This window comes from Bacteroides sp. D20 (assembly GCF_003436255.1).
GTDB classification, from domain to species: domain Bacteria; phylum Bacteroidota; class Bacteroidia; order Bacteroidales; family Bacteroidaceae; genus Bacteroides; species Bacteroides uniformis.
In genome coordinates this window covers 48,470-74,186 of sequence record NZ_QSOO01000008.1, presented here as the reverse complement: position 1 = coordinate 74,186, position 25,717 = coordinate 48,470, and the positions used below count along the sequence as shown (strand labels likewise).

Sequence of the window (25,717 nt, the reverse complement as noted above, 5' to 3'; positions counted from 1 at the left end):
GAATGGTTATTTATAGAATGATGAAATTTGATAAGCTTTTACTTGGTGTGCTATTGCTGTTGTTTGCTGTGCCGATGTCGGCACAACAACCGGATGCCAAGAATATATTGGAGCGTACAGCCGAAGCCTTTCGGAAAGCGGGAGGGGTGAAGCTGGCGTTTACCGTGAACGAACAACAAGGCTCTTATGCGGGAGTTCTCTATCTGGAAGGTGAGAAGTTTGTGGTTGAGACCGAGGGAATGAAGACTTGGTTTGACGGACATACGCAGTGGAGCTATGTGGCTTCGGCAGATGAGGTGAATGTATCGGAACCTACGCAGGAGGAATTGCAGACTCTCAATCCGTATGCTTGGTTGTCCCTCTACAAGCAGGGATACAGATTGAAGTTGAGCAGTGTCGGTGGTAAGCAAGACAAGTCTGTTTATTACATCACCATGACTGCTGCCGACAAGAGGAAAGACCCTGAAAGTGTCTATCTGTTTGTGACAAAGGATACGTATCGTCTGCATCAAGTGGACTTGGCACCACGGGGGAGTAAGTATATGACTACTATCCTTATTAATAACTACCAGACCGGACAATCCTATCCGGATAGTTTCTTTGTCTTTGACAAAAAAGCCTATCCTACAGCTGAAGTCATCGACATGCGCTAAATAGTAAATTGTAAATAGTCAAATAGTAAATAATATAATGATGGAAACAGAAAAAGTAAAATGTCTGATTATCGGTTCGGGTCCTGCCGGCTATACTGCCGCTATTTATGCAGGCCGTGCCAATCTTTCACCGGTACTTTATGCAGGATTGCAGCCCGGTGGCCAGTTGACAACCACTACTGATGTGGAGAATTTCCCCGGTTATCCCCAAGGTATCGGAGGTCCGGAATTAATGGAAGACCTGCGGAAGCAAGCCGAACGTTTTGGCGCAGATTTGCGTTATGGAGTTGCTACCGCAGCCAATCTTGCTGAAGCACCTTACAAGATTACGATTGATGACGAAAAGATGATTGAGGCTGAAACGCTGATTATTGCTACAGGTGCCGCTGCGAAGTATCTGGGGCTGGAGGATGAAAAGAAATATGCGGGAATGGGTGTCAGCGCTTGTGCCACTTGTGACGGTTTCTTCTACCGCAAGAAAACGGTAGCTGTTGTAGGGGGTGGAGATACTGCCTGCGAGGAAGCTGTTTACCTTGCCGGACTGGCTGCCAAGGTTTATCTGATTGTCCGCAAACCTTATCTTCGCGCTTCCAAGATTATGCAGGAGCGTGTGATGAAGCATGACAAGATTGAAGTACTGTTCGAACATAATGCCGTAGGCTTGTTTGGAGAGAACGGTGTGGAAGGTGTACATTTGGTACAGCGTATGGGTGAACCTGATGAGAAGCGCTATGATGTAGCTATTGACGGTTTCTTCCTGGCTATCGGCCATAAACCCAACTCAGATATTTTCAAACCTTATGTAGATACGGACGAAGTAGGTTATATCGTCACCGAGCCGGGAACACCGCGTACGAAAGTGCCGGGCGTATTCGCCGCCGGAGACGTTGCTGATTCTCACTATCGTCAAGCCATCACCGCTGCCGGAACTGGTTGCCAGGCAGCCATTGAAGCGGAAAGATATTTGTCTGCGAAAGGACTGATTTAGTGATTAGTGATTAGGGGTTAGGATGGTAACAATGTGTTTTTATTATGCTAACCCCTAATCGCTTATCCCTTGTCACTTATTCCTTATCCTATCTTGCTGATTTTCTTCAGCTTTTCTTCGTCTATGATTTTGATTTTACGTCCGTCGATGGTGATTAACCGTTCTGTGGCAAACTGTGACAACGTACGTATGGCGTTGGAAGTGGTCATGTTTGACAAATTGGCCAGATCTTCACGCGAGAGATAGATACTCAAGGTGGAGCCGTCTTCCTCCAAACCATAACTTTCTTTGAGGAACAGCAGGGATTCTGCGAGTCTTCCGCGGATATGTTTCTGCGTCAGGTTTACGGTACGTTCATCGGCAATGCCCAAGTCAACGGACAATTGCTTGATGAAGAACATGGCAAGGTCGTTGTTTTGTGTGAGCAGAGTCATCAAGGCAGTCATGGGGATTTGGCAAACAAGAGACGGCTCGAATGCAGATGCTGCCGTGACATAGTCTGTTTTTGCAAAGTAAGGGCGGTAACCGAAATATTCGACAGGTTTAATCATACGGATAATCTGGCTTCTACCACCGACTCCGTCTTTATAGATTTTGACCTTTCCACTCAGCAGACACATCAAATGCGTAGGTGTCTCGCCTTCGCAATGGATGACTTCGTTTTTTTTGTAGTTCTGGAGTGTGAAGTGGTTGGCGAGGAATTCCCGTTGTTCGTCATTCAGGGGAGACCATATATCTGCAATCAACTCCGGAACATTAATATCAGATAAGTTTACTTTTACCATAACTGCTGCAAAACTGTGTTATACAGCACAAATGTAAAAAGAAAAAATTAAATATTGCACAAATGTGACAAAAAGATGTATGTCAATGTGCTAATGTGGCAATATGCCAATGTGCTAATTGGCTGCGCTATGCTTATGCTGTGTTCTCACGCCGCAGGTCATTAGCACATTGGCATATTGCCACATTATTTTGTGAACAGCAACTCCCTATACTTCGGAAGCGGCCAGATTTCATCATCAATTTCCATCTCGAGGTGGTCGATGTGATCACGGATGCTTTCCAGATAAGGACGTACGGTTTCTTCGTAAGCGAAAGCCTTGTCTTTGTAGTTATCCATGTGATTGGCCACTTTGCGGGCTTCGGTCATTTCGCGTACTTGTACCTTGATGGCGGTTACGCGTTTGGATATTTCGCGTACAAGTTCTTTCCGGTCGGCACTGAGAACCTCGTATTCTTCGGGAGAGAAAGTCTCGCGCAAGCCGCGGAGGTTTTCCAGCAGACGGTTTTGGTAGATAACAGCAGTCGGTACAATGTGGTTGATGGCAAGGTCGCCCAGTACACGGCTTTCTATCTGTACCTTCATGGTGTATTTCTCCAGTTCCACTTCCAGGCGGCAGGCAAGCTCCGTTTCGTTGAAGATACGTTCGCCGATGAGTACGGAACGGGACTGGTTGTCCATATAGTGCATCAAGGCTTCGGGAACGTGGCAGATATTGGTCAGACCACGGCGGGCGGCTTCTTGTTTCCATTGTTCGGAGTAGCCGTCGCCCTCAAAGCGGATAGGTTCGGAAGCAAGGATGGTTTCTTTCAGAATGCGGAAGATGGCTTCATCCTTGCCGACTCCTTCTTCCATCAGTTTGTCGATGGAAACTTTGAACTCGTTCAGCTGGTTGGCCATAGCTGCATTGATGGCAATCATGGCAGCAGCACAGTTGGCGGATGAACCTGCGGCACGGAACTCAAAACGGTTACCTGTAAAGGCGAATGGGGAAGTGCGGTTGCGGTCGGTGGTATCCAGTAATATTTCAGGAATACGTCCGATGCCTAATTTCAGTGTCGTTTTTTCTTCCGACGTCATCTTGCTGTTGCTTATCTGGCGGGCTATCTCGTCGAGGATGGAAGATAACTGTTTGCCCAGAAAGATGGACAGAATGGCGGGAGGTGCTTCGTTGGCTCCCAGGCGATGGCTGTTTCCGGCGCTCATGATGGAAGCCCGCAGCAGGTTTTGGTTTTTATACACCATCATCAGCACGTTCACCAGGAAGGTAAGGAACAGCATGTTCCCTTTCGGATTCTTGCCCGGTGCAAACAAATTGATACCCGTATCGGTGCAAAGCGACCAGTTGTTGTGCTTGCCGGAGCCGTTCACGCCGTTGTAGGGTTTTTCGTGAAGCAGTACGGCGAAGTGATGCTTGCGTGCGATGCGTTTCATCAGATCCATCACAAGCTGGTTGTGGTCGTTGGCAAGGTTGGCATTCTCAAAGATAGGCGCCAGCTCAAACTGGTTGGGAGCTACTTCGTTATGGCGGGTCTTGACCGGGATACCCAGTTTGTGACATTCGATTTCCAGTTCTTTCATAAAAGCTGTGACACGTGGGGGGATGGAGCCGAAATAGTGGTCCTCCAGCTGCTGGTCTTTGGCCGAGGAGTGTCCCATCAGGGTACGTCCGGTCAGACAAAGGTCCGGGCGGGCATTGTACAGTGCCGAGTCGACGAGGAAATATTCTTGTTCCCAGCCTAAATTGGTATAAACGCGTGTGATATTCTTGTCGAACAACTGGCATACGTCTGTCGCTGCTTTGTCTACGGCTGCCAAGGCTTTGAGCAATGGAGTCTTGTAGTCGAGCGCTTCGCCGGTATAAGAGATGAAGATAGTGGGGATGCAAAGTGTGGTATCTACCACAAAGGCAGGTGAGGAAACATCCCAAGCAGTATATCCTCGTGCTTCGAATGTGTTTCTGATACCTCCGTTGGGGAAAGAGGATGCATCCGGTTCCTGCTGGATGAGCAGTTTGCCGGAAAAACGTTCGATCACTTCTGTTCCTTCGCCGAATTCGATGAAGCCGTCATGCTTTTCAGCAGTTCCATCCGTTAGGGGTTGGAACCAGTGCGTGTAGTGGGTGACGTTGAGGGATTTTGCCCAACTTTTCATGCCGTTGGCAATCAAGTCTGCCATTTCGCGGTTGATGGGAGTGCCTTTTTCAATGGCGTCGGTTACGGCTTTGTAGGCTTCACGGGGCAGGTATTCCTGCATTTTCTTACGGTCGAAGACATGGCTGCCGTAGTAGTCGGACAGTTTGTTTGAAGGGGTGGTCACTTCAAGAGGTTGCCGATTGGCAAGTTCTTGCAAAGCAAAAAATCGCATTTTTGACATATAAGTCTCTCCTTTTATTGGTTGTTGGGCGCAAAAATACATGTTTTTTCTGAACTACCCCCTCTTTTTTAGGGGGTATTCTCGAAAATATTAGTGTTTTTTGAGAATAGACCCCCTGAAAAAGCCTGCTTGTTATGGAAAAACGACCCAAAGCTTGCGTTTGTTACATGCCATGATTAGTAATCTTTCCGCATCACGATTAGTAATCTTAGTGCGTCGTGATTAGTAATTTTCATGTGTCACAATTACGAATCATTCTGTACATGACACTTGTGGCACCCTTTTTATAACAATTAATATAGGTTCGTATTTATCTCGCACAAACTATGTGTGCTTGTGTATTATTGTCTCGCGCGCGTAACATATGTTTTATAATAAAGGGTGTCACAAGTGTCATCCCCACTTCTTTATGGAACATGTTTTTGCATTACACAAATTCTTCCGTATATTTGTCCCGATTCTATAAGGAGAAATTGCGGTTGAAACGTTTGTTGTTTATATGGATTTGGATTTGCTTCTTGTTTTCTTTTGTACAGAAGGCAGGGGCGGAGCGTGTATCTTATCCGGTTGACAAACATGTGAGTTCGGCAGACTCCATCATGGAGAAGGTCATCTTCTTTGCCCCCCTTTATGAACGTATTATTGAAAGTTACAAGGCTGAGCTTTACATAAAGGGCTGGGTGAATATCCGTAAGAAGAATCATATTCTCCGCTACATCCCTTCCATGTTCCGGCCCAAGAAAGGGGTGCGGGAATATATGATGGAAACTTATAGCGATTTGCATTTTACTGCTCCCGACATCTATGACCAGAAGGTAAAGGCAAGTGTCGGTACTGCTTCCGAGTTTTGGGAAATGGACGGACGGCTGCCGGAATATTTTCACATCAACATCTATTCTTCTACCTTATTATATGACAAACTACTCTCTCCTTTAGCACCCAATGCCAAAAAATATTATACCTATCGGATTGATACGGTGATGGGGGAACGGCATGCCCTTCAGTATAAAATCCGTTTTATGCCAAAAAGCAAAAGCTTTCAGCTGGTGGGCGGTTATCTGATTGTGAGTGATAACGTGTGGAGTGTACGCGAGATGCGTTTTTCCGGACGTAATGAGATGGTGCGGTTCAATAATCTGGTGAAGATGGGTAATGTGGGCGATTCGGACGAATTTCTTCCGTTGCAGTATGATGTGGATGCAACGTTTCGTTTTTTGGGAAATGTGGTAGATGGCACTTATGAAGCTGTACTCGATTATAAGAACATCATTCAGAAAACTTCTGGCAGTGATATACGGAGGTCGGTGAAGAAAAGTAAATATGACTTGTCCGATTCATACACGTTGCGTACTGATACGAATGCTTATCTACGTGATACTGCTTACTTTAAAACTTTGCGTCCCATTCCTTTGACTCCGCATGAGGAGACACTGTATCAGGATTTCTTCTTGCGTCGGGATACGCTCGCCCGGAAAAAGAAACCGGTGAATAAGAACTTGGAGTTTTGGGGGCAGATTGGAGATGCATTGATCAGTCGCTATACGGTAGACCTTGATAAATTGGGGAGTGTGCGCTGTTCACCGTTGATTAATCCTTTTCTTTTGAGTTATAGCGGCAAACATGGAATTTCGTATCGGCAGGAATTCAAGTACAACCGTATATTCAAGGGCGACCGCCTGCTGCGAATTGTTCCCCGGATAGGTTATAATTTTAAAGAGAAAGAATTTTACTGGAGGGTGAAGTCTGATTTTGATTATTGGCCTCGTAAGCGTGCGGCATTTCATCTGGAATTTGGTAATGGTAACCGGATTTATAGTAGTGATGTGCTGGATGACTTGAAAGCTATTCCCGACAGTATCTTTGATTTCAACCAGATACATCTGGATTATTTCAAGGACTTGTATCTGAATCTGCGCCATAGCTGGGAGATAGTGAACGGCTTGTCGTTGGACATCGGTATATCCATGCATAGACGTACGGAAGTGAACCGTTCCAGATTTGAACTTAACTATCCGAGTATGCCATCGGTGAAATCAGCGACAAACACAAGTTCCGGCGGTTCTTCGTTCTTTCCGAATTTTGACCCGACTATCCTGAATAAGTTTCGTCATACTTATAATAGTTTTGCCCCCCGTGTTCGTTTGTCCTGGACTCCGGGACAATACTATTATATGAACGGTGACCGCAAGGTAAATCTTCATTCCAAGTACCCTTCCATTTCGGTGGATTGGGAGAGGGGAATCAGTGGGGTATTGCAGAGTAGCGGTTCGTACGAGCGTGTGGAGATTGATTTGCAGCATCAGATTTCTTTGGGATTGATGCGTGATGTTTATTGGCGCTTTGGTTGGGGAGAGTTCACCAATCAGAAGGAACTGTACTTTGTGGACTTTGCCAACTTGCGACGTTCCAATCTGCCTATGGGTTGGAGCGATGATATTGGCGGGGTGTTCCAGTTGCTTGACGGACGTTGGTATAACTCTTCCCGCAAATATATCCGTGGACACCTTACATACGAAGCACCTTTCCTTCTGCTCCGCCATCTGATGAAATATACCCAGTATGTATTGAACGAACGTCTGTATCTGAATGCACTGGTAGTACCTCACTTGAAACCTTATCTGGAAGTGGGGTATGGCATTGGTACGCATATCTTTGACTTTGGTTTGTTTGCCAGCTTTGCCAACTGGAAGTATCAGGAAATAGGCTGCAAATTCACCTTCGAGCTGTTTAACCGATAGTAATGTGCCAATGTGATAATGTGCCAATGACCTGCGGCGTGATGGCGCAGCATAAACATGGCACAGCCAATTAGCATATTGACACATTAATCAATTGTCAATTATTGATTCTTTTGTAACTTTGCTGCAAATTACTTGGAGCTATGGGTATAGTAATAGGAATAGATGTGGGTGGAAGTACCACGAAAATCGTTGGAATCAATGGAGAACAGATACAGTCTCCAATGTTTATTACGGCTACCGACCCGGTGACTTCCTTATTCGGAGCATTCGGTAAGTATATTTATGACAATGGTATACAGCTGGCCGATGTGGAGCAGGTGATGCTGACGGGAGTGGGAAGCGCATTTGTCAACAGCCCTCTATATGGACTGCCTACTCGCAAAACGGATGAGTTTATTGCCAATGGTTTGGGAGCCAGACATGCAACGGATATAGACCAACTGATTGTAGTCAGCATGGGTACCGGCACTTCTTTTGTGAAAATAGACGGAGACAAGGTGCAGCATATTGGTGGCTTGGGGATTGGTGGAGGTACCTTGCAGGGATTATCGAGGTTGCTGTTGAAAACTCATGATATTCATCAGGTGTCCGAGTTGGCTGAGAAAGGGGATGTAACTCGTGTCAACTTGCAGATAGGTGATATTTGCAACACTGCTTTGCCTGACTTGCCGGTGAGTGCTACCGCCTCTCTTTTCGGAAAAGCGGATAGCAATGCTTCTCAAGAAGATATTGCCTGCGGTATAATTTATACGGTACTTCAAACCATTGGAGGAGCTGCTGTACTGTCAGCTTTGAACAGTCCTATCAAGGATTTCGTTCTGATAGGAAATCTCACCCAACTGCCCCAGTGCCGGGAGGTGTTTTCTAAAATGGAAGCCATCTATCATGTACATTTTCATATACCGCCCTATGCTGAATATAGAACAGCAATAGGAGCGGCATTGGCATATATAAAAGAAAGGCAAGGGTAGTGGTTACTTCTTGCCTGCCTTCTTCATATAGCTGTTTATCAAGGTACATGCGGGAGCGGCCACCGTACCATGGTCAAATCCCTCCATCTGATAGAGGGTGGTTTTTTGTCCCAATGCTTTGAGGAGGGCATACAAATGAGCGTTTTCCTCATAGCGTGCCAGCATTTCCAACTCTTTGTCGCCAGTGATAAGTATCATGGGTGAAGCGTCCTTTCTTACGTTATTGGAAGGAGCATATTTATCTATAATCGGAGTGTCGGAAGGCAGTCCGCGTTCTTTGCGGATGGTATAATGAGTGGTGGTCTGTCCGCTGATGGGGAAAGCGCCTGCCAGGCTGTTGGCATCAATATTCCACTTTGCCAGGTAACTCTTGTCCAGATTGAGCATCAGGCTGAGATAACCTCCTGCCGAATGACCGGCTATGTATATTTTGTCTTTATCTCCTCCGAATTCTTCTATATTCTCGAAAGTCCAAGCAACGGCCTCTGCGGCATCTTCCGTGTAGGCAGGATTTTGGGCACGCGGGCTGAGTCGGTAGTTTACGGCTATCACGGCGTAGCCTTGCTCCAGGAACTCCTTCGGAAAATGTTTTTCTCCGGCTTCCAGTCCTCCGCCGTGGAACCAGATAAGGGTGGCAAATCCTTTTTTATCAGTAGGATAATGGAGGTCGAGCTTACAACGCTCCAGCTTATAACTGTCCTTTTCGCCGGGATGAAGATAGGAAATGTTCTTTTGCGTACGGTAGTTGTTGTCCGTTGTCTGATTTTGGCTATAACATAATAATGTATAGCAAATGATGGAAATGCATGCGATTATCTTTTTCATGATAAATTATTGAGATTATGTATAAATGAAACGATGCAAAGGTAACATTTTTTTTATTCTTTAATTGATTATTCCACTGCTGTTTTGAATGCTTTTTGTTTTGTAGTTCAAGAAAATACTTCTATCTTTGCGCCCGATTTACAATGAGTCAACATAAAGTCTCACTTAATTAACGAGTTAAACAATTTATTTATTAATGGAAAATTTAAAGAATGTAGCTCCTATTGAAGACTTCAACTGGGATGCTTATGAGAACGGCGAATCAGTAGCCAGTGCAAGCCACGAAGAACTGGAAAAGGCGTATGACAATACGTTGAACAAGGTTAACGACCGCGAGGTAGTTGATGGAACCGTAATCGCAATGAACAAGCGTGAAGTAGTTGTGAACATCGGTTACAAATCAGACGGTATCATTCCGATGAGTGAATTCCGTTACAATCCTGAACTGAAGGTTGGTGATACTGTTGAGGTATACATCGAAAATCAGGAAGACAAGAAAGGACAGCTCGTTCTGTCTCACCGTAAAGCTCGTGCTACCCGTTCTTGGGATCGCGTAAACGCAGCTTTGGAAAACGAAGAAATTATCAAGGGTTACATCAAGTGCCGCACAAAGGGTGGTATGATTGTAGACGTATTCGGCATCGAAGCTTTCTTGCCGGGTTCTCAAATCGACGTGAAGCCTATCCGCGACTACGATGTATTCGTTGGCAAAACTATGGAATTCAAGGTTGTTAAGATCAACCAGGAATTCAAGAATGTGGTTGTTTCCCACAAGGCTCTTATCGAAGCCGAACTGGAACAACAGAAGAAGGAAATCATCGGTAAACTCGAAAAAGGACAAGTTCTCGAAGGTACCGTTAAGAATATCACTTCCTATGGTGTATTTATCGACTTGGGTGGCGTAGATGGTTTGATTCACATCACAGACCTTTCTTGGGGCCGTGTCAGCGATCCGAAAGAAGTGGTTGAACTCGACCAGAAACTCAACGTCGTTATCCTTGACTTCGATGATGAGAAGAAGCGTATCGCTCTCGGCTTGAAGCAACTCACTCCGCATCCTTGGGATGCACTGGATGCTAACCTGAAGGTTGGCGACCACGTGAAGGGTAAAGTTGTAGTTATGGCTGACTACGGTGCATTCATCGAAATCGCTCCGGGTGTTGAAGGTCTGATTCACGTATCTGAAATGTCTTGGTCACAACACTTGCGTTCTGCACAAGACTTCATGAAGGTAGGTGACGAAGTAGAGGCAGTAGTCCTAACTTTGGACCGCGAAGAACGTAAGATGTCTTTGGGTATCAAGCAGCTGAAGTCTGACCCGTGGGAAACTATCGAAGAGAAGTATCCTATCGGCAGCAAGCACACTGCAAAGGTTCGTAACTTCACTAATTTCGGTGTATTCGTTGAAATCGAAGAAGGTGTTGACGGCTTGATTCACATCTCTGACCTGTCTTGGACGAAGAAGGTTAAACATCCGTCTGAATTCACTCAGATTGGTGCAGACATCGACGTACAAGTTCTGGAAATCGACAAGGAAAACCGTCGCTTGAGCCTTGGCCACAAGCAACTCGAAGAAAATCCCTGGGATGTATTCGAAACTGTATTTACAGTAGGTTCTGTACACGAAGGTACTATCATCGAAATGCTGGATAAGGGTGCTGTAGTTGCTCTGCCTTATGGTGTAGAAGGCTTCGCTACTCCGAAGCACCTCGTTAAGGAAGACGGATCACAAGCTCAGTTGGACGAGAAGCTTGAATTCAAGGTAATTGAGTTCAACAAGGACGCTAAGCGTATCATCCTTTCTCACAGCCGTATCTTCGAAGATGCTGCAAAGGCAGAAGAAAGAGCTGAAAAGAAGGCTGCTACTAAGAAGTCAACCGGTAAGAGAGAAGACGTTGCTCCTGCTATCCAAAACCAGGCTGCATCCACTACTCTGGGTGACATTGATGCTTTGGCTGCCTTGAAGGAACAGATGGAAGCTGGAAAGAAATAATTACTCCGTTCTATAAATGAAGGAAGGGTACTTGCGCAAACAAGTGCCCTTCTTTTTTATGATTTGTCAATAGAATTTTATGGAATTAAGGATGGTTTTTCCATAAATGTTTATCTTTGCAGGGTGGTTACTTTTGCAATCATAGAAATATTCAATAATTTAATTTTCATTTATTATGAAAAACATGTTCAAAAATGCAGGGAAGATGGTGTTGTTCACTTGCCTGTCGCTGATGTTACTAACCGCATGCGGCCAGAAGTCTAAACTCAAGCTGGCTATCGCAGCTGCCAACAAACAATGTCCCATGGATATGGGAGCTTCCGGCGAAATATCCAGTATTACTTTTGATGGGGCGGATGTGGTATATGTACTGCTTATGAATGAAAGTTTCCTCAATATAGACGCTTTGAAAGAGAATCCTGATGCAATGAAGTCTGCTGTGACTGTTATGTTCGGTAATCCACAAGGGTCCATTAAAGAGATGCTGGATTTGGTTGTCGGTACTGATTCCGGTATAAAGTTCATATATAAAGGAAAGACATCCGGTAACGAAGTGGAATGTTATCTGACTACTCAGGACTTGAAAGATATATTGAATGGCGGTTCAACTGCTGAAAGCAGTGATAAGAAGAAACTGGAAGAGCAAGTGAAGATGACCAACGTATCGTGCCCGATGCAGGTGGATGAAGCCACTATGCTCAATAAACTGACAATCGAGTCGGATAAGGTGCTTTATCATTATACGATTGACGAATCTGTAGTACAGATGTCTGCTTTGAAGGAAAATGCCGAACAGATGAAGGCAAATGTGAAGAACTCTTTGAACTCCTCCGATCCAGCCTTGCACATGTTCTTGGAAGTATGTGTGAAGTGTGATAAAGGGGTGGGCTATCTGTATAAAGGGAATAAATCCGGAGAAACTTTTGAAATATCCTTTGGAGTTTCAGAGATAAAGGCTCTTCTATAAATCAAGGAGTAGAAATCAGTTCGGAAGGTTTGGAATGGAAAAATTTGAGTTACATATTCTTGGTTGTGGTTCCGCTTTACCCACAACGCGTCATTTCCCTACGTCTCAAATTGTGAACGTGCGCGACAAGCTGTTTATGATTGATTGTGGGGAAGGGGCGCAGTTGCAGTTCCGTAAATCACATCTGAAGTTTTCGCGTTTGAATCATATCTTTATCTCTCACTTGCATGGAGACCATTGTTTTGGCTTATTGGGACTGATTTCTACACTTAACCTTTTAGGACGTACAGCCGAGTTGCATATCCATTCTCCAAAAGGGCTGGAAACATTGCTGACACCTATGCTGGATTTTTTTAATAGGCAGATGACGTACAAGGTCCTTTTCCATGAGTTTGATACGAAAGAACCGATGCTGATTTATGAAGACCGTTCGTTGACGGTTACTACTATTCCTTTGCGTCATCGTATGCCGTGTTGTGGCTTTTTGTTTGCAGAAAAGCGGCGTCCTAACCATATTATCCGTGAAATGGTCGATTTCTACCAAGTGCCGGTATACGAATTGAATCGTATAAAGAATGGGGCCGATTACGTGACACCGGAGGGAAAAACTGTTTCCAACAACTTGTTGACCCGCCCTTCTGCTCCGTCCCGCAGTTATGCTTATTGCTCGGATACCATCTATCTTCCTTCTATCGTAGAGCAGATAAAAGGGGTTGATTTACTTTTTCATGAGGCGACATTTGCGAATGAGGATGCGCCACGTGCCAAAGAAACATTTCATACAACTGCTGCACAAGCGGCTGAAATAGCCAGGAAGGCTGAAGTGAAGAAGTTGTTGATAGGACATTTTTCGGCACGATACGAAGATGAAAATATCTTGCTTCAAGAAGCATCCGCTATTTTTCCGGATACTCAGCTTGCCAAAGAAACACTTTGTGTATCGGTATGAATTAAACTTTTCGTATCTTTGGCAGTCTAAAACAACAAATGCGAATAGAAATTTATGACCCCTTCCTATAATGAACGCGAAGTGTTGGCTCTTCTACAAGAAGAAAGCACACAAAAGCGGGGATTTGAGATGATTGTTACCCAATATAGCGAGCAGCTGTATTGGCAGATTCGTCGTATGGTCCTCTCTCATGAAGATGCCAATGATTTACTTCAGAATACTTTCATTAAGGCATGGACTAATATAGATTATTTTCGGGCAGAGGCTAAACTCTCTACCTGGCTCTATCGCATAGCCTTGAATGAATGCCTCACTTTTCTGAACAAACAACGGGCTGCTTCCACAGTATCTTTGGATGATCCCGAGGCAGATGCACTTCAAAAGCTTGAAAGTGATCCTTACTTCTCCGGTGATAAAGCAGAGATGGCTTTGCAAAAAGCCTTGCTTGCCTTGCCGGAAAAACAACGTATGGTGTTTAATTTGAAGTATTACCAGGAAATGAAATACGAAGAGATGTCTGATATATTCGGTACTTCCGTAGGTGCCTTGAAGGCTTCTTATCACCATGCCGTGAAGAAAATAGAAAAGTTTTTGGGTGAGGAGTATTAAACCTTTGCTACAAAACAATGTCTAATTAAACAGAAAGGAGAAAGCTTATGAAAGAAGAAGATAAAATACTGAAAAAGATAGGGACGGAAAATCCTTTCCGCGTTCCTGACGGCTACTTTGAGAATCTTACTTCAGAGGTAATGAACCGGCTTCCCGAAAAAGAAAAACTCACTGCTGTACAGACAGAGCCTACAATGTGGCAGAAGGTAAAGCCTTGGTTGTATATGACCGCCATGTTTATAGGTGCGGCATTGATTATCCGCGTGGCTTCTTCGGAGCATACTCCATCTGTAGAGCGTATGGCTGCTGATGATACGGAAACAGAAATGGAATATATTAATATGGCCGTAGAGAATTCCATGCTGGATGATTATTCATTGTATGTTTATTTGGCAGACTCTGATGCAGAATAAGGTAACAACACTCAACTATTTAAAAATGAAAAGACTGATTGTTTTATTGGTTATGATATGTGGCATGATGCCCCTGCTTTGGGCTAGTGATGGATGTGATCAGCATCTGTCACCCGAAGAGTTTCGTGCCAAACAAAAAGCGTTTATAACGGAGAAAGCCGGGCTGACGAGTGAGGAAGCAGCTAAGTTCTTCCCATTGTATTTTGAATTGCAAGACCGGAAAAAGCAGTTGAATGACGAGGCTTGGAAATTGCTCCGGCAAGGGAAAGATGAAAAAACAACCGAAGCCCAGTATGAGGAAATTATGGAAGGTGTGTATGATGCCCGTATTGCTTCTGACCGGTTGGACAAGACCTACTTTGATAAATTCAAGAAGATATTGTCTTGTAAAAAGATTTATCTGGTGCAAAGAGCTGAAATGCGTTTCCATCGTGAACTGCTGAAAGGCATGCATAAAAAGGGAGATGGCCCCCAGCGAAGACCGCAAGGGAAAAAATGAGTAGTGAATGAATTACAAATAAGGAAGGTTGCCACGATGGTGTGAGCAACCTTCTTTTGTTAATGAGAGATACCTCGTTTTAGCCTTGCTAAACCTCTACTTTAGTTCCCTAAACCTTTGCTTTAGCCAGCTAAACCTGACCTTTAGAAGAATCATCTTGTTTGCTTTCTTTTTCCAATGCTTTCGCTTCATTCCATAGCTTGTCCATTTCTTCCAGCGTCATGTCATGGAGGTTTTTGCCCTCCTTGATGCTGTGCGCTTCTACATAGTTGAAGCGGTTGATGAACTTCTGGTTGGTCTGTTCCAGCGCATTGTCCGGATTGATTTTGTAGAGGCGGGCAGCGTTGATGAGGCTGAACATGACATCGCCGAATTCAGCTTCAGCCTTTTCTTTATCCATGTGGGCGACTTCAGCCTGGAATTCTTGGATTTCTTCTTTTACCTTATCCCACACTTGCTCGCGTTCCTCCCAGTCAAATCCTACATTGCGTGCCTTGTCCTGGATGCGGTAGGCCTTGATGAGCGAGGGTAGGGCAGCGGGTACACCGCTCAGCACTGTTTTGTTCCCATCTTTTTCCTTCAATTTTAGCTGTTCCCAGTTTTCAGAAACCTGGTCTGCGGTTTCGGCCTTTACATCGCCGAAGACATGGGGATGGCGGAAAATAAGTTTCTCACAAAGACGGTCGCATACGTCTTTCATATCGAAATCACCGGTTTCGGAGCCTATCTTTGCATAAAAAGCCACATGCAGCAGCACATCGCCCAGCTCTTTGCAGATGTCATTCTTGTCATCGCGTATCAGGGCGTCACAAAGTTCATAAGTCTCTTCGATGGTATTGGGGCGCAGGCTTTCGTTGGTCTGCTTGCGGTCCCAGGGACATTTCTCGCGCAGCTCGTCGAGTATGTCGAGGAAGCGGCCGAAGGCTTCCATCTGTTCTTTTCTTGTATGCATGATTTTGAAATTTAGTTTTTCCATTCTTCGTATGAGATAAGCAAGCCTATTACTTCCGAATAGTTCTTGCGTCCGCTTTGAATCTTGTTTCCTTTAAGGTACAAGTCGTAGATAAAGTTCTGGATGTCTCCGATGAGCGGACTGTATTTCTCCATCCAGTATTGCTGGTTCTTTTGGGCCAGTTCTATGATTTCAGGACGTATCCGGTTGAAAAGTTCTGCGTATTCTTCTTCGCTCATCAGTCGGCGGGCATTGCCCAGCACATGTGAGAGCACGGAAAGGTAGCCGCTGAAACGAATCTCTTTCACCTGCGAACGGGTGCAGACCTGGTAAGCGTAGAAGTTGGCTTCTGCCTCGCTGGTGATGCCTAAAAAGTGTGCCAGCTCGTGGGCATAAGTAGCAGGATATTGTGGTGGAAGCAAATCGCCGTTCAGCGTGAATTCGCAGAAGAAAGGTCCCATGCTTCCCGTAACACCGACCATGGAAATGAACGGAGTGAAAAGCATGGTCTTCACGCGCGGAGAGGAGTGGGGAGGGCGATGTATCCCCAGCGTATCGCTGATTTGGTTGTATCCGTGTACGCTTTCCCGGCAGACCAATGGTTCGTCAATGGAGGTGACATCTGTATAGGAAGCATTCAGCTTGTCTATATAGTTGTCTACAAATGACTGAAAGATTTCGGGAGTATAGGCAGTATAAGGAATGTTTGTCCTGCCATAGAAATCTTTCTGTGAGTAGTTCAGTCCCCATGCCAGATAGAACCATGCATATATCCACAGCAAGTATTCCATTTCGTTCAGCAGAATCTGTTTCCACTTTTTCTTTTGGATATAGCGTGCCTTGATTGGATTGAAAAGAAGTCCGAGTACACTGAGGAAAATAAACAAGTCGCCTATGGCAAAAGGCATGAGTTTTGAAAAGGAGGACAAGAAATGGGAAATCACCGGATATACAGACTGTGCATATACTTCTCCCAATATTGGAATGAGCTGCGTTGCCCATACAACAGACAGTAATACGATTAATACGACATACCGGATTTTCAATTTGTCTCTCATTTTTATTTTCAACCTACCATTAAGAGGACTATCGACCTCTAACTCCTAAGCCCGGAGGGCGATAACTCCCTTTAACTCCTACTAACTCCTGACTCATTTTGTAGGGACAAAAATATATATTTAAATTTTAATTCATTAATTTTGCGCCCGTTATTCGCAATAAATTAATTATAGAGATTTAAAAACATGGAATTAGCAAGTAAGTACAATCCCGCTGACGTGGAGGGAAAGTGGTACCAGTATTGGTTGGACCACAAATTATTCAGTTCGAAACCCGATGGTCGTGAGCCTTACACCGTCGTCATCCCGCCCCCCAACGTCACCGGTGTGTTGCACATGGGACACATGCTTAATAATACCATACAAGATATTCTGGTACGCCGTGCCCGCATGGAAGGCAAGAATGCCTGCTGGGTGCCGGGAACCGACCATGCATCCATTGCTACCGAGGCCAAGGTGGTGAACAAACTTGCCGCACAAGGCATCAAGAAGACAGACCTTACCCGCGACGAGTTCTTGAAGCATGCCTGGGAATGGACTGACGAACATGGCGGCATCATCTTGAAGCAGCTCCGCAAGCTGGGTGCTTCTTGCGATTGGGATCGTACAGCTTTTACTATGGATGAGAAACGCAGTGAAAGCGTGCTCAAGGTTTTTGTTGACTTGTATAACAAAGGTCTGATTTATCGTGGTGTCCGCATGGTGAACTGGGACCCTAAGGCACTGACCGCACTTAGTGACGAGGAAGTAATCTACAAAGAAGAGCACAGCAAGCTGTACTATCTGAAGTATATGGTAGAAGGTGACCCCGAAGGACGTTATGCAGTGGTTGCTACCACCCGCCCTGAAACCATCATGGGAGATACAGCCATGTGCATCAATCCGAATGACCCCAAGAATACCTGGTTGAAGGGTAAGAAGGTGATTGTTCCGTTGGTAGGACGTGTTATTCCGGTTATCGAGGACGATTACGTAGATATAGAGTTCGGTACCGGTTGTCTGAAGGTAACTCCTGCCCACGATGTGAACGACTACATGCTGGGTGAGAAGTACAATCTGCCGAGCATCGACATCTTCAATGATAACGGAACGCTTAGTGAAGCTGCCGGCTTGTATATCGGTATGGACCGTTTCGATGTGCGCGAGCAGATTGAGAAGGACCTGGCTGCTGCCGGTCTGTTGGAGAAAGTGGAAGCCTATACCAACAAGGTAGGTTTCTCCGAACGTACCAACGTGCCCATCGAACCGAAACTTTCCATGCAGTGGTTCCTGAAGATGCAGCACTTTGCCGACATGGCTTTGCCGCCGGTGATGAATGATGAGTTGAAGTTCTATCCTGCCAAATATAAGAATACGTACAAGAACTGGTTGGAAAATATCAAGGACTGGTGTATCAGCCGCCAGTTGTGGTGGGGGCATCGCATTCCTGCTTATTTTTTGCTGGAAGGTGGTTATGTAGTGGCTGCCACTCCCGAAGAAGCCTTGGCATTGGCAAAAGAGAAAACGGGTAATGCAGACCTTAAACTGGAAGACCTTCGTCAGGATGAGGACTGCCTGGATACTTGGTTCTCCTCCTGGTTGTGGCCCATCTCTTTGTTTGACGGTATCAACAATCCGGGTAACGAGGAGATAAACTACTATTATCCTACCAGCGACTTGGTGACCGGTCCGGACATTATCTTCTTTTGGGTAGCCCGTATGATTATGGCAGGCTATGAATATGAAGGAAAGATGCCGTTCAAGAACGTTTACTTTACGGGTATTGTCCGTGACAAGCTGGGACGTAAGATGTCCAAGTCGTTGGGTAACTCTCCCGACCCGCTGGATTTGATAGAGAAGTACGGTGCCGACGGTGTGCGTATGGGCATGATGCTTTCAGCTCCTGCTGGCAATGACATCCTCTTTGACGATGCACTGTGTGAGCAAGGACGTAACTTCAATAATAAGATATGGAACGCTTTCCGTCTGATTAAAGGTTGGGAAGTCAGTGCGGAAGTTCCGGTACCGGAAGCTTCAGAACTGGCAATACGCTGGTTTGAGGCCAAGCAGAATGAAGTGGCTGCCGAAGTGGCTGATTTGTTCAGCAAGTACCGTTTGAGTGAAGCGCTGATGGCTGTTTACAAACTGTTCTGGGACGAATTCTCTTCCTGGTATCTGGAAATGATTAAACCGGCATACGGCCAGCCCATCAACCGGAAAGTGTATGAAGCAACTATCGGTTTCTTTGATAACTTGTTGCATCTGCTCCATCCGTTCATGCCATTTATTACAGAGGAGTTGTGGCAGCATCTTTGCGACCGTACAGACGGTGAGAGCTTGATGGTAAGCCCGTTGTCAATGTCGGCATTGGTAGATGAGGATATCATCCGGGAGTTTGAAGTGGTGAAAGAGGTTATCAGCAATATCCGTTCCATCCGTTTGCAGAAGAACATCGCCCAAAAAGAGACACTTGAGTTGCAGGTTATCGGTGAGAATCCGGTTGTGGCATTCAACGCGGTTATCATGAAAATGTGTAACCTTTCCTCCATCAATATAGTGGAGAACAAGGCCGACGGTGCTGCTTCCTTCATGGTAGGTACTACGGAATATGCCGTACCTTTGGGTAATATGATTGACGTGGAAGCCGAGATAGCCCGTATGGAGGCCGAACTGAAGCATAAGGAAGGATTCTTGCAGGGTGTGCTGAAGAAACTGGGTAACGAGAAGTTTGTGAATAATGCTCCTGCCGCCGTTCTTGAGATGGAACGCAAGAAGCAGGCAGATGCTGAAAGTATCATCAAATCTCTCAAGGAAAGTATTGCAGCATTGAAAAAGGCATAACTGTCCATCACATAAAACAGAGAAAAAGCTCCGGAACCTTCAACTCCGGAGCTTTTTTTAGCGGTATAATGAACTGTTTATTTGAACAGTTCTGCTACGCACCACATCAGGCGTGCGGTGGTGTGTGTCCAGATTTCCTTGTAAGTGCAGTTATTTTGTATCGGGAAGTAGGGTTCGTCCTCATTTTCGAATGTTTCGATTCCTACGGGCACGGCTCCCACAACATTTCCGGCGTATGCCCCGTAAAGCGGCGGATAGTCATATCCGTCTCCATAAACGGTACTCATGGCAAACGGGTTGTAGCCTAATATGTATTCTACCTGGCGGGTTGCAATATCCCTTAACGCTTTATCATTGAATAGGCGTGCAAGAATAAAGGCAGCCTTGGCTTTGCCCATGACAACAGCGTGGAATCCCCTGAACTGATAGGCGACGGGGAAACGGCGCAGATAGAAATCCTTCGAGAGAGGGATGCCGTTGCGCACTTGTGCATTGTATTCTTCCAGGCTGGGAAGCCCTACCTGCTCACCTTCGTGGTATAGATTTTTATAATCGGTATTATCCACCTCGTATACGGCGCTTGGCAGTATGCCATACGGCTCAATCAGTTGTGAAATCCCGCGTAGATAGTCTGCATAGGCTTCACAGGATGCCTTCCACAACGGGGCGTCCGGATGGGTAGGGGCATCTGTCAGTAGCATCGAGAGTCCTTCGGTCATCAAGTGCTCTTGGCTTTGGTGATAATAGGCCAGGATACGTTTTTTCCGGGAAGATTCATAGAAGAAACCTCGTAGGGGGATTTTCCAGTCGGTACGCTTTTCCAACTGTTGGCTCGCCATGACGGTACGTGCCAGCCGGGTTGCCCAGTCCAGATAGTAAACATCTTGTGTAAGGCGGTACAAACGCATGGCTGTGACGGTGGCAAGGGCATAAAGTTCGGTTTCGTTCTGTTCCGTCCTTTGCGTATCCAGCAGGTCGATGGCGAATTGGAAGTCCTCAATGGCACTGTTCCGGCACCACCGTGCAAACACTGGGTCTTTCTTTTCAAAATGAGGGGCGGCGAGTGCGCAACTGGAAGCGGCTTTCAGATTGTCCGTAGGCGTATTTCGTGCTTCTGTCTGCATGTCGTCTTTGTCACCACGGATATTCTTTGTCCAAATGCCGATAATCAGTCCACCCAGTCGGTAGCCGTCACCGAAGCGGGTACGCAGAATCCAGTTCACTCCCCAGCGTGCCTCTTCCAGCAGGCGTTCGTAGAAGATACTGTCTTTGCCTTGTACGGCACCGGCCATATCGAGGAGGGCGATGCACGATTCGGCTGTATTTCCCGTTCCTTGAGTCAGGTCGGCTGCATCGTGCCATCCTCCGGCAATGCTCATGCTCCGTCCGTCGGGATGATAGGCGAATACATCCTGATGGCATTCCTGATGAATGCCGGGCTGGTCGAAACCGCAACGTTCGGAAAAGAAGAAGTTCAGCGTGTGCCAGGCGGTAGACAGGTAGGCATCATTTCCGATGGGGAAAGGCTTTGATTGTACGTCGCCGATGGAGAGGAAGTATTGTCCGGGCGTATTGAAACTGCTGAAGTCCAGCACAAGAAATCCTTTGTCCTGCTTCTTGTCCTGATTCAGAGGACTGGCCGTACTTTGATAAACGGTTTGTCCCGTGGCGGCATCGTGCAGGCTGAAAGCCCTTTCCGGCATGTGCTGCACCAAAGCCTGCTTGCGTGCTCCCGGCTTGTATCCGCTGTGGCAGTAGGCCATTGCATCTTTTCGCGGGTCGAATCCCCGGCTGTTTTCCGCTTCTACCTTTTCGATGCGCATGTCGTCTATGTATAGGCTCATGTGTTCGCTGGCTCCTGCAGGAGCACCTGCCAGCATGATGTTTACCGAAAAGCCGGTGACACAGTCACGGTATAGGTCCGGTATTTCCCATATGATGTGTTGCCATTTGTTGGGATAGACAGTCTCGAAGTGTTGTCCTTCAAAGCGTCCGGGAGTCGGCATGATTTTCTCTCCTTCATTGTATAGGGTGAATCCGGCAAAGGTCAGATAAACGCCCGGTGCATCCACATATACCCAAACGGAAAAGCGGTTGTATTCCCGCAAGTCTTCCCGGTCGAGGGGACGGATAATCTCCGGGGTGGCGTAATTCCGGTTTGTTGGATTCTTCTTGCCCAAGGAGGCAGGAGTGTCCAGACGGACACTTCCTTTGCCTGAGACAGTGACTTTACGGTCCACATGTATGGTTCCGGGTCCGGTGTGGCGCAGAGCGCCGAAATCTTCGGCCAGGGGGAGTACCCTGCTTTTCAATACCTTTTTCTTTTCCCACCGCGTCAGTCCGGCGTGTGCGAGATTGGCTTTCATTATGCGGTGCACATGATTGCTTTGCTGTAATTGTTTCTCCAGTTCCGTATCGGGTTTCCATGGAGCTTGTGCTTGTGCCTGCATGCAGCAGCATGCCAGCAGCAGTGTTCGGATGATGTGTTTCATGGTATTCAGTGTTTGGTTTCAGGGTAAGCATGAAAAGGAGCCTTGAACTCCGGACGTAATGTATAAGTATCCTTCAGTGGGAAATCTGCGGGAACTTCTTGGGTGACGGCGCCGGTGGCAGCCCATTCGCATCCCCGGAGTAAAGTCACCTGGAAACCGGTGCAGCGCATGGAGTAAGTCATGTTCGGGTCGTTGCCGCAGTGCCCCAGGAGGTCGACGAATATGCGCCCTTTTCCGTAGCTTACTGTCCACATCAACGGTTCATGCCGTCCGCGTTCGTAGGCGGTTGCCAATATTTCCATGTTTCTTACCGGACCGCGTAGGCGGGTATATATCTCGTCCTTGAAGTGTTTCCATTGAGGAGGCAATCCTTGCAGGATAGGATGATGGGGGGCGCGGTGTTCTATGACGGTTTCGTGCTGCAAGCCGTGGTAGCCGGCATACCCCGGAGAGTAGTCGTAGACGTATTGTCCGTCTTTCCAGTACAGATACGGACCGTCCTTTTCGTTTCGTCCGTCCCATGCCCCCATGCCTATTATCTCGTTGTATTCTTTCCAGTCGGCCATCGGGACGACGGAAGAATGTATCACTACCACACCGCCTCCATCGGCAACGTATTTCTCGAAATTCTTGCGTACGGGCTCTGTCCATGTAGCTCCGCCGTAGTTGATGACGATTAAATCATATTGGTGGAAATCGGGTTTGAAGGTGGCGATGTCTCCACCAAAGTCGGGTGTAAAGGCAAAATCCACTTTGAACATTCCGCTGTTTTCCAATATCTGCTTCATGGCTTCGCAGGCGCCTTGCCAATAATGGCTGCCGTCCTGCCCGGCTATCATCATGGTTTTGATTACTTTCTTTTGCTGTGCGTGTGTGTGCGAGGCAGCTCCTATATAAATAAGGAGTACCAGGATAAGTGTCAGTCTTGTTTTCATTTTCCGGAAGATTTAAAGTTTTTGCCAGTAGGGTTCCATTCTATACGGTCGTAGCAGCGTGTGGTGCGCAGATTGTAACCTTGTTCGTCTACGCTGAACTTTCCGTCTTTGAAGTAGGATATGTAGAGCTCGGAGATGCCGTCCTTGTTGCGGTCTTCTACAAGGAGATTGTACTTGTCGGTGACATAAATCTCGTCGGAAATGTATTGTATTTCTTTGGTATAGTTGTCTACGATTGCATAGTAGGCCTTGAAAAGGTCGAAAGTGGGGTAGTGTCCGTTGTCACGTCCGAAAAGCATTACTTCTTCAAGGGCATCGTCCCCGTCCATATTGGCAAATACGGATTGCTGAAAGGAAAATCCCGGTTTTTGTACTTGTGGAGGAATATTGTCCCATCCTTCCTGATGGGCTGTCACTGAAAATTGCGCTTGTGCATGGATGACGTACACCAGCGCTGACAATAGGATAATCAGTTTTCTCATTGCGTGCATTTTGAGGTTATGATAATAATAGGGTTGCTTCTTGCTTATATGACCGGTGGCCCGGAGTTTTCCCTAACTTTTTTTAGAATAATTAATGAATACGGGATATATAGGGACTTAGTGCCTCTCCCAGCAGGACTGAACCGGTCTGACCCGTATACTGAGAGGTCATAACATCCGCATCCTTTCCATTAAAACACCCGGATGTTTTGGGGTAATACATCCGGGTGTTTTGGGTGAAAACATCCCCATGTATTGGGGTAAAACATCCGGATGTTTTGACCTCTCAGTCCTATACTCTTTAGGGCTAAGTCCCGGTGTGTAGCCGGCAAGGTATAGGGGACGTTCTGCTTTTGTATGGTCTTAATGCGAGGTGAGCAGGTGCATCAATATCAGTGGCAGATAATCTTTCAGCTTGACCCTTAATATCTTCAAAGCCTGCTGAATGCGGTAGTCTACCGTTTTGGGGGAAACGTTGAGTAGTTCGGCAGCTTCCTTGTAACTCAGATTCTGGAAACGATGCATGATGAAAGCTTCCCTATAAGTAGGCGGCAGTTCGTTGATGGCCCTTTGTATATGCTTGCTTAATTCGTTGATTTGATAGATATCCACCTCCTGCAGCATGGCGAACATTCGTTCATAGTAAGCGGTGTCTGCCCGTTGCTTCACTTCATTTTGGGCAATCCGGGTCATGCAACGATGGTAGACAGCCTTGAACAGATATTGCTTGAGCGAATATTCGATAATGGGTCTTTCGCGGTTTTCCCAAAGCCATAGCATGACGTCCTGAACAATCTCTTCTGCATCTTCCAACCGGACAAAACGATAGCAGTAGGTGCAGAGCACTGAATAGTACTTTTGAAATAACACATCAAAAGCACTTCTATCTCCTTTTTGTATGGCGGATAATAAAGATGTATCTTCTAATGGTATGTTTCTCATAGGGTGGGGGTTCATTATTGTTGGGCAAAAATAGCTTTTTTTCCTATTATAATCTAAGTATATAAAATATTTTTAGTTTTTTGTTTAGGAGTTCTTTTCACCCGTTTGTCTTTAGATTAAAGCTAGCAATAAAAATTATGGTAAAAAGAGAGGGAATGGAGAACCTGCTTCTCAGGTATTATGAAGGAGAGACAACGGAGGATGAAACTGCTCTGGTAAAGGAGTGGCTGGAAGCATCGGAAGAGAACCGCAGGACAGCCCGCCAGGTTCAGACACTCGGTCTGGCGGCGGACATGGCGCAGATTTCATCCAGGCTGGATGTAAAGAAGGCCTTGGAGGATGTACATCGTAAGATGAAACAGAAAAAGGTCAATAGGTATCAGGTATTATTTAGAGGGATGCAACGGGCGGCCGCCATTTTATTCATCCCTTTGATGGTATCGTGGTCTATCCTTTATTGGGACAAGGATAAAGAAGAGATACATATGATGGAAGTCAGGACAAATCCGGGAATGACTACTTCTGTCGAATTGCCGGATGGAACGGAAGTCGTTCTGAACTCGTCGTCGTCGTTGCGCTATCCTTCCCGATTTGCCGATGATAAAAGGGAAGTGAAGTTGGTGGGTGAAGCATTCTTTTCTGTCGCAAAAGATGAAAAGAAGTTCATTGTCGGCACGCTGAACAATTCCAAGATAGTGGTACATGGAACGGAGTTCAACGTAGAGGCTTACAAAGGGAGCAGGACGGTACAGACCACTTTGGTTTCGGGTAAAGTCAGTTTCTCCTATGTGAATAACGGCAGGAGAAATAATGTAATGATGATACCGGGGCAAAAGGTTATTTATGATATAGTGCGGGAAAAGGTCGTTGTGAAAGAAGTCAATGTAGACGTGGAAACATGTTGGAAGGACGGACGCTTGATTTTCAGGAACACTCCGTTTGAAGATATATTGAAGAGTTTGAGCAAAAGATATAATGTGGAATTCATTCTGAAAAAGGCTTCATTGAAGCAGAATTCCTTTACGGCTACATTTACCAAACAACGTTTGGAGCGAATATTGGAGCACTTCCGAATATCCTCGAATATTCATTTCAAGTTTGTTGAAGATGGTGATGTGGATGCCGAGAGACAGGTAATAGAAGTTTATTAACCCTTTAAAAAGTAGTATGATGAAACACAAGTCCGTTTAGAAAAACATGCAGGAAAATGTTGGCGCATTTTCCTGCATGAAACACAGTAACTTTTAAATATCTGTTTGGCGACAGAT

General features: G+C 45.9%; 21 protein-coding genes. 12 read left to right on the top strand and 9 right to left on the bottom strand.

Annotation, left to right across the window (positions count from 1 at the left end; genetic code table 11):
• Nucleotides 1–2: 2 nt before the first annotated feature.
• Entirely contained in the window at nucleotides 3–653 is a 651-nt protein-coding gene (locus DXD78_RS10125) for a LolA-like putative outer membrane lipoprotein chaperone (RefSeq protein WP_081028736.1), read from the top strand.
• A gap of 37 nt (nucleotides 654–690) precedes the next feature.
• Nucleotides 691–1,641, top strand: coding sequence for a thioredoxin-disulfide reductase (trxB, locus tag DXD78_RS10120; RefSeq protein WP_009038069.1), 951 nt, complete (start codon nucleotides 691–693; stop codon nucleotides 1,639–1,641).
• Between the two features lie 83 nt (nucleotides 1,642–1,724).
• Here the strand turns inward: trxB and DXD78_RS10115 are convergent, their stop codons facing one another.
• Nucleotides 1,725–2,426 (bottom strand): Crp/Fnr family transcriptional regulator, encoded by a 702-nt coding sequence (locus DXD78_RS10115; RefSeq protein WP_005832010.1) that lies wholly within the window; start codon nucleotides 2,424–2,426, stop codon nucleotides 1,725–1,727.
• A gap of 185 nt (nucleotides 2,427–2,611) precedes the next feature.
• Nucleotides 2,612–4,801, bottom strand: a complete 2,190-nt coding sequence (locus DXD78_RS10110) for a glutamine synthetase III (protein WP_009038070.1) — start codon at nucleotides 4,799–4,801, stop codon at nucleotides 2,612–2,614.
• A 416-nt stretch (nucleotides 4,802–5,217) separates the two neighbouring features.
• On the opposite strand from DXD78_RS10110, the gene DXD78_RS10105 reads away from it, so the two are divergent.
• Complete coding sequence (locus tag DXD78_RS10105) at nucleotides 5,218–7,539, top strand: DUF5686 family protein (RefSeq protein WP_009038071.1); 2,322 nt, start codon at nucleotides 5,218–5,220, stop codon at nucleotides 7,537–7,539.
• Between the two features lie 143 nt (nucleotides 7,540–7,682).
• Nucleotides 7,683–8,513 carry a type II pantothenate kinase gene (coaW, locus tag DXD78_RS10100; protein WP_005832001.1) on the top strand — a complete coding sequence of 277 codons (831 nt, stop codon included), beginning with the start codon at nucleotides 7,683–7,685 and terminating at the stop codon, nucleotides 8,511–8,513.
• 3 nt (nucleotides 8,514–8,516) lie between these two features.
• Here the strand turns inward: coaW and DXD78_RS10095 are convergent, their stop codons facing one another.
• Entirely contained in the window at nucleotides 8,517–9,338 is an 822-nt protein-coding gene (locus DXD78_RS10095) for an alpha/beta hydrolase (protein WP_009038072.1), read from the bottom strand.
• 196 nt (nucleotides 9,339–9,534) lie between these two features.
• Here DXD78_RS10095 and rpsA point away from each other — a divergent pair, with 196 nt between their 5' ends.
• The 6 genes from rpsA to DXD78_RS10065 all read left to right on the top strand — a co-directional run bounded on the left by rpsA (nucleotide 9,535) and on the right by DXD78_RS10065 (nucleotide 14,768).
• Complete coding sequence (rpsA, locus tag DXD78_RS10090) at nucleotides 9,535–11,331, top strand: 30S ribosomal protein S1 (RefSeq protein ID WP_005831997.1); 1,797 nt, start codon at nucleotides 9,535–9,537, stop codon at nucleotides 11,329–11,331.
• Nucleotides 11,332–11,506: 175 nt separating this feature from the next.
• Nucleotides 11,507–12,298, top strand: coding sequence for a hypothetical protein (locus tag DXD78_RS10085; RefSeq protein ID WP_005831995.1), 792 nt, complete (start codon nucleotides 11,507–11,509; stop codon nucleotides 12,296–12,298).
• A 34-nt stretch (nucleotides 12,299–12,332) separates the two neighbouring features.
• Entirely contained in the window at nucleotides 12,333–13,247 is a 915-nt protein-coding gene (locus DXD78_RS10080) for a ribonuclease Z (protein ID WP_005832904.1), read from the top strand.
• 54 nt (nucleotides 13,248–13,301) lie between these two features.
• Nucleotides 13,302–13,856, top strand: coding sequence for an RNA polymerase sigma factor (locus DXD78_RS10075; RefSeq protein ID WP_009038073.1), 555 nt, complete (start codon nucleotides 13,302–13,304; stop codon nucleotides 13,854–13,856).
• Nucleotides 13,857–13,903: 47 nt separating this feature from the next.
• Nucleotides 13,904–14,269: a hypothetical protein gene (locus tag DXD78_RS10070; RefSeq protein ID WP_008665222.1), complete on the top strand. Its 366-nt coding sequence runs from the start codon at nucleotides 13,904–13,906 to the stop codon at nucleotides 14,267–14,269.
• Between the two features lie 25 nt (nucleotides 14,270–14,294).
• A complete protein-coding gene (locus DXD78_RS10065; protein ID WP_009038074.1) occupies nucleotides 14,295–14,768 on the top strand; it encodes a hypothetical protein in 474 nt (157 codons plus the stop codon).
• Nucleotides 14,769–14,898: 130 nt separating this feature from the next.
• Here DXD78_RS10065 and mazG read toward each other — a convergent pair whose 3' ends face one another.
• Nucleotides 14,899–15,723: a nucleoside triphosphate pyrophosphohydrolase gene (gene mazG / locus DXD78_RS10060; RefSeq protein WP_034529656.1), complete on the bottom strand. Its 825-nt coding sequence runs from the start codon at nucleotides 15,721–15,723 to the stop codon at nucleotides 14,899–14,901.
• A gap of 8 nt (nucleotides 15,724–15,731) precedes the next feature.
• Complete coding sequence (locus tag DXD78_RS10055; RefSeq protein WP_009038076.1) at nucleotides 15,732–16,778, bottom strand: DUF3810 domain-containing protein; 1,047 nt, start codon at nucleotides 16,776–16,778, stop codon at nucleotides 15,732–15,734.
• Between the two features lie 186 nt (nucleotides 16,779–16,964).
• On the opposite strand from DXD78_RS10055, the gene DXD78_RS10050 reads away from it, so the two are divergent.
• Nucleotides 16,965–19,598, top strand: a complete 2,634-nt coding sequence (locus tag DXD78_RS10050; protein WP_009038077.1) for a valine--tRNA ligase — start codon at nucleotides 16,965–16,967, stop codon at nucleotides 19,596–19,598.
• A 77-nt stretch (nucleotides 19,599–19,675) separates the two neighbouring features.
• On the opposite strand, the gene DXD78_RS10045 is transcribed toward DXD78_RS10050, so the two are convergent.
• From DXD78_RS10045 to DXD78_RS10030, 4 genes are all read right to left on the bottom strand, one after another.
• Nucleotides 19,676–22,090, bottom strand: coding sequence for a glycoside hydrolase family 9 protein (locus tag DXD78_RS10045; RefSeq protein ID WP_117652702.1), 2,415 nt, complete (start codon nucleotides 22,088–22,090; stop codon nucleotides 19,676–19,678).
• 5 nt (nucleotides 22,091–22,095) lie between these two features.
• Nucleotides 22,096–23,025 (bottom strand): ThuA domain-containing protein, encoded by a 930-nt coding sequence (locus DXD78_RS10040; RefSeq protein WP_009038079.1) that lies wholly within the window; start codon nucleotides 23,023–23,025, stop codon nucleotides 22,096–22,098.
• Nucleotides 23,022–23,516 carry a hypothetical protein gene (locus DXD78_RS10035; protein WP_008665232.1) on the bottom strand — a complete coding sequence of 165 codons (495 nt, stop codon included), beginning with the start codon at nucleotides 23,514–23,516 and terminating at the stop codon, nucleotides 23,022–23,024. The genes DXD78_RS10040 and DXD78_RS10035 overlap by 4 nt, the downstream gene beginning before the upstream one ends.
• A gap of 354 nt (nucleotides 23,517–23,870) precedes the next feature.
• Nucleotides 23,871–24,449 (bottom strand): RNA polymerase sigma-70 factor, encoded by a 579-nt coding sequence (locus DXD78_RS10030; protein ID WP_008665234.1) that lies wholly within the window; start codon nucleotides 24,447–24,449, stop codon nucleotides 23,871–23,873.
• Between the two features lie 137 nt (nucleotides 24,450–24,586).
• On the opposite strand from DXD78_RS10030, the gene DXD78_RS10025 reads away from it, so the two are divergent.
• The gene (locus tag DXD78_RS10025) at nucleotides 24,587–25,600 is read left to right on the top strand and encodes a FecR family protein (RefSeq protein WP_008665236.1); all 1,014 of its coding nucleotides are present in this window, start codon (nucleotides 24,587–24,589) and stop codon (nucleotides 25,598–25,600) included.
• Nucleotides 25,601–25,717 lie beyond the last annotated feature (117 nt).